Origin of the sequence: Synechococcus sp. H55.2 (assembly GCF_047462495.1) — a bacterium.
GTDB lineage: Bacteria > Cyanobacteriota > Cyanobacteriia > Thermostichales > Thermostichaceae > Thermostichus.
The window spans coordinates 1-3,597 of record NZ_JANSJH010000021.1 but is presented as its reverse complement, the minus strand read 5'-3'; the positions used below and the strand labels follow the sequence as shown (position 1 = coordinate 3,597).

Below are 3,597 nucleotides of genomic sequence, written 5' to 3'. Positions count from 1 at the left end.
ACCCTCACCCCCAACCCCTCTCCCTCAGGGAGAGGGGAGTTAGGAATAGTGCTCGGCGCCAGGTGCTTTATCGTAACTTCATCCAAGAAAGGCTACTTACCCCCACAACTGACTCGGGCCGACACCGAGAAAGGGGAAGCTCCTGCGCCGCTTTTAATCCTCGTCAGGAGAGCCAGAGTAGAGATCTTCCAGGCGGCTGCGGGCTTCTTCCAGGCTGGTCGAACGAATCACCAACAAGGGCTCTTCCGTCAGGTTGCCTTCTTCATCCAAGAGCTCTGGGTGGGGCGCCTGTCGGCGAGCCCGACGGGGCGAGGCCTTGCGCTCTTCTTTGCCCAACGTGATGATATTGGCCACCAGGTTACGCAGGGCCACAAAAGCAATGGCCACGAAAGCGATGAGGTAGAGGATCTGCAGCATCACGGGTCAGATGAGTCAGAGGAAGGGTGAATTTGGCGGAAGCGACGGCCCAGCTCGGCGCACTCCATCAGCAGGTGATGCCATTTTGCCATCAGCGCTGGGTCAACGCCAACTTCATTCTCCGACAACTGATAGAGGGCTTCTGCGGCTTGCAATTCTGCTTGGGCAGCCAAAACCCGCTCCAGAAGGGCCTGCTGCGCCTCTGGGCTAATAAATTCTAGGGTTTCTTCTTGCAAAAAGCGGCGGGAGCGCTCAAACCAGTAGCGGTAATCTTCCAGTAGGGGCCCCAGAATCTCTCGCAGTAACTTGGCTTTGCTCATCATTGGGATCCCTCCGCGCCTGGTTTGCTGAGAGCATCTTAGCTGAACTTAACCTTCTCCCGCCAGGGATCCCTGGGTGGCCTCCAGGCGGGCTTCCGTCTCCAGCAGCAGGGCTTCCAGCTGGGGCACCAGCTCTAGGGCCTGCTCTTGCCAGTAGCCCCGCTGGTGGGCTTCCAGCAGCCGCTCGCTCATATCCCGCAGTGCCCAGGGGTTGTGATCCCGCAGAAACTGCTGCACCCGGGGATCCAACAGGTAGGCGCGGGCCACCCCGGCGTACATGAAATCGGGCACGGCGTGGGTGGTGACGTCGTAGGCAAAAAGGTAGTCGAGGGTGGCGGCCATCTCAAAGGCGCCTTTGTAGCCGTGGCGCATTACGCCGGCAATCCACTTGGGGTTGACGACGCGGGCGCGATAGACGCGGTCGATCTCTTCGGCCAGGGTGCGGATCTTGGGGTTGTGGGGACGGGCGTGATCCCCGAAGTAGATTTGGGGGTTGCGGCCCTGGAGGGTGCGCACGGCTGCCACCATGCCCCCCTGGAACTGGTAGTAGTCATCGGAGTCGAGGAGATCGTGCTCGCGGTTATCCTGGTTGTGCAGGACAATTTGCAAGCGGGCCAGTTGCCGCCGCAGAGCTGCGGGGGCCGGCTCTCCCTCGCCCTCGGCCCGGTAGGCGTAGCCGCTCCAGGTGAGGTAGGCGCGCGCCAGATCCGCCTCGGTTTCCCAGTTTTGCGCCTCGATCAGCCCCTGCAGCCCGGCTCCGTAGGCCCCTGGTTTGGAGCCAAAGATGCGCAGCCGCGCCCGCTCTGCCGCTTCTGAAGGCGGGATCCCTTGCTCCTGCCAGTACTGGGTATCGGCCAGCACCTGGGCCCGCAGGGGGTTGTCGGCTTCCGGTTCTTCCAGGGCGGCCACGGCCTGCACAGCCCGGTCGAAGAGGGCAATGAGGTTGGGAAAAGCATCGCGAAAGAAGCCGGAGATGCGCAGGGTTACGTCCACGCGGGGACGGCCCAAAGCCGCTACAGGCAGGATCTCGATATCCACCACCCGTCCCCCCTCCCAGCGGGGCCTAACCCCCAAGAGCGCCAGCGCCTCCGCCCAGTCCTCGCCGCCGGTTCTCAGGGTGGCAGTTCCCCAAACGGATAGGCCCAGGTGGCGGGGATATTCCCCCTGCTCTTGCACGTAGCGCTCCACCACCCGCTCGGCAGCCAGCGAGCCAACTTGCCAGGCAGTGGGGGTAGGAATGGCGCGGATATCCACCGAGTAGAAGTTGCGCCCGGTGGGCAACACCTCCACCCGGCCCCGCGTGGGGGCGCCGGAAGGGCCGCTGGGCACATAGCCGCCATTGAGCCCGCGCAGGAGATTTTCCAGCTCCTGGGGCGTTTGCTGCAGGCGGGGGAGCAAGTCCGTCTCGATCCAGCGCAGCACCTGGCTGGCCGCCGGCCCCGGGGGCGGATCGTAAGGGATCCCCTGTAGCCGCTGGGCAATCCAGAGGCGGGCCTGGGCCTCTAGGGCAGCTACCCCATCTCCGATGCGGCGAAAGTTCTCGCCCATAGAGCTGGCTGGCTAATTCCTCAAGTAGACGGCTGCCCCTAGGCCGACCAGCATTTCTTCGGGGGTAATTTTGCCATCTTGGTTGGTGTCGAGGGCATCGAAGACGCGATCCGCCCCCATCCACTCCTCGCGGGTAATGAAGCCATCCCCATCCAGGTCGTAGATGCGGAAGACATCCTGGGCGGCGTGGGTAATCGTTTCCTTCTTGGCGCCCTCCAGCTTCTGCAGCCGCTCCGTGAGCAGCCTTTCCAGCACCTCCAGCGCCTTGGAGAAGCCCTGGATCCCTTCTTCCAGCTTTTCTGAAGCCATGCGGTTTTCCCGGTGCATCTGGTCGAAGGTGGCTCGATCCATCACCAGACGCGGGATGTCCATTTTCTTAGCTTTTTCCGGATCCAGTTTGCGCTCCAGGTGGCCTTCGGTGTTTTGCAGCTCCGCCAAGAGAACTGGCGAGATGGTAAGCAGATCGCAGCCGGCCAGCTCGATGATTTCCCCAATGTTGCGGAAGCTGGCGCCCATCACTTCCGTCGGGTAATCGTATTTGCGCAGATAGTTGTAGATCTGGGTTACCGACTGCACGCCCGGATCTTCAGCAGGGGGATAGCTCTCCCGGCCTGTGTGTTTTTTGTACCAATCCAAGATGCGGCCCACAAAGGGCGAGATGAGGGTTACCCCTGCTTCCGCACAGGCAATGGCCTGGTGCAGGCCAAACATCAGAGTCAGGTTGCAGTGGATCCCTTCTTTTTCTAAGATCTCGGCGGCGCGGATCCCTTCCCAGGTCGAAGCAATTTTAATCAACACCCGCTTGGGATCCGCCCCTGCCGCCTTGTAGAGCTCGATGAGGTAGCGGGCCTTGGCTACGGTAGCCTCGGTGTCGTAGGAGAGGCGGGCATCTACCTCGGTCGAAACCCGACCGGGGATGATGGAGAGAATGCGCACGCCAAAGGCTACCGCCAATTCATCGATGGCGTGGGCCACTACGGTTTTGGTGTCGGCTTTAGATCCCAGTTCTTTGCGGGCCTTGAGCAAGGTCTCATCGACAATGCCCTGGTACTGGGGCATTTGGGCGGCTGCTGTGATCAAAGAGGGATTGGTGGTGGCATCCTGCGGCTTAAAGGTCTCAATGGCGTTGATATCCCCCGTGTCGGCCACCACGACGGTCATCTCTCGCAACTGCTCCAGCAGGCTCTTGCTCATACTCCCCTCCTTAGCTATCGCGCTTCTGCGACCCAGTCCTAGTGTCGCCCACCCAGGCAAGGGATCCCGGTAGATGTGAGATTGTCTTAATTGTCTGCCCCACCGGTGTGGGGACAAC

Annotated in this window: 3 protein-coding genes and 1 pseudogene; all 4 read right to left on the bottom strand. The window is 61.6% G+C overall.

Going from position 1 to position 3,597, the window contains the following annotated elements; all coding sequences use genetic code 11:
* Positions 1 to 153 precede the first annotated feature (153 nt).
* The 4 genes and pseudogenes from NW844_RS04370 to NW844_RS04355 all read right to left on the bottom strand — a co-directional run bounded on the left by NW844_RS04370 (position 154) and on the right by NW844_RS04355 (position 3,479).
* Complete coding sequence (locus NW844_RS04370) at positions 154 to 417, bottom strand: DUF2973 domain-containing protein (RefSeq protein ID WP_414333816.1); 264 nt, start codon at positions 415 to 417, stop codon at positions 154 to 156.
* On the bottom strand, positions 417 to 740 hold the full coding sequence (locus NW844_RS04365) for a DUF2605 domain-containing protein (RefSeq protein WP_414333814.1): 324 nt from the start codon (positions 738 to 740) through the stop codon (positions 417 to 419). The genes NW844_RS04370 and NW844_RS04365 overlap by 1 nt, the downstream gene beginning before the upstream one ends.
* A 45-nt stretch (positions 741 to 785) precedes the next feature.
* A pseudogene (locus NW844_RS04360) lies at positions 786 to 2,270 on the bottom strand (cobaltochelatase subunit CobN); the annotation flags it as partial.
* 27 nt (positions 2,271 to 2,297) lie between these two features.
* Positions 2,298 to 3,479, bottom strand: a complete 1,182-nt coding sequence (locus tag NW844_RS04355) for a transaldolase (RefSeq protein WP_414333812.1) — start codon at positions 3,477 to 3,479, stop codon at positions 2,298 to 2,300.
* Between the last annotated feature and the right edge of the window lie 118 nt (positions 3,480 to 3,597).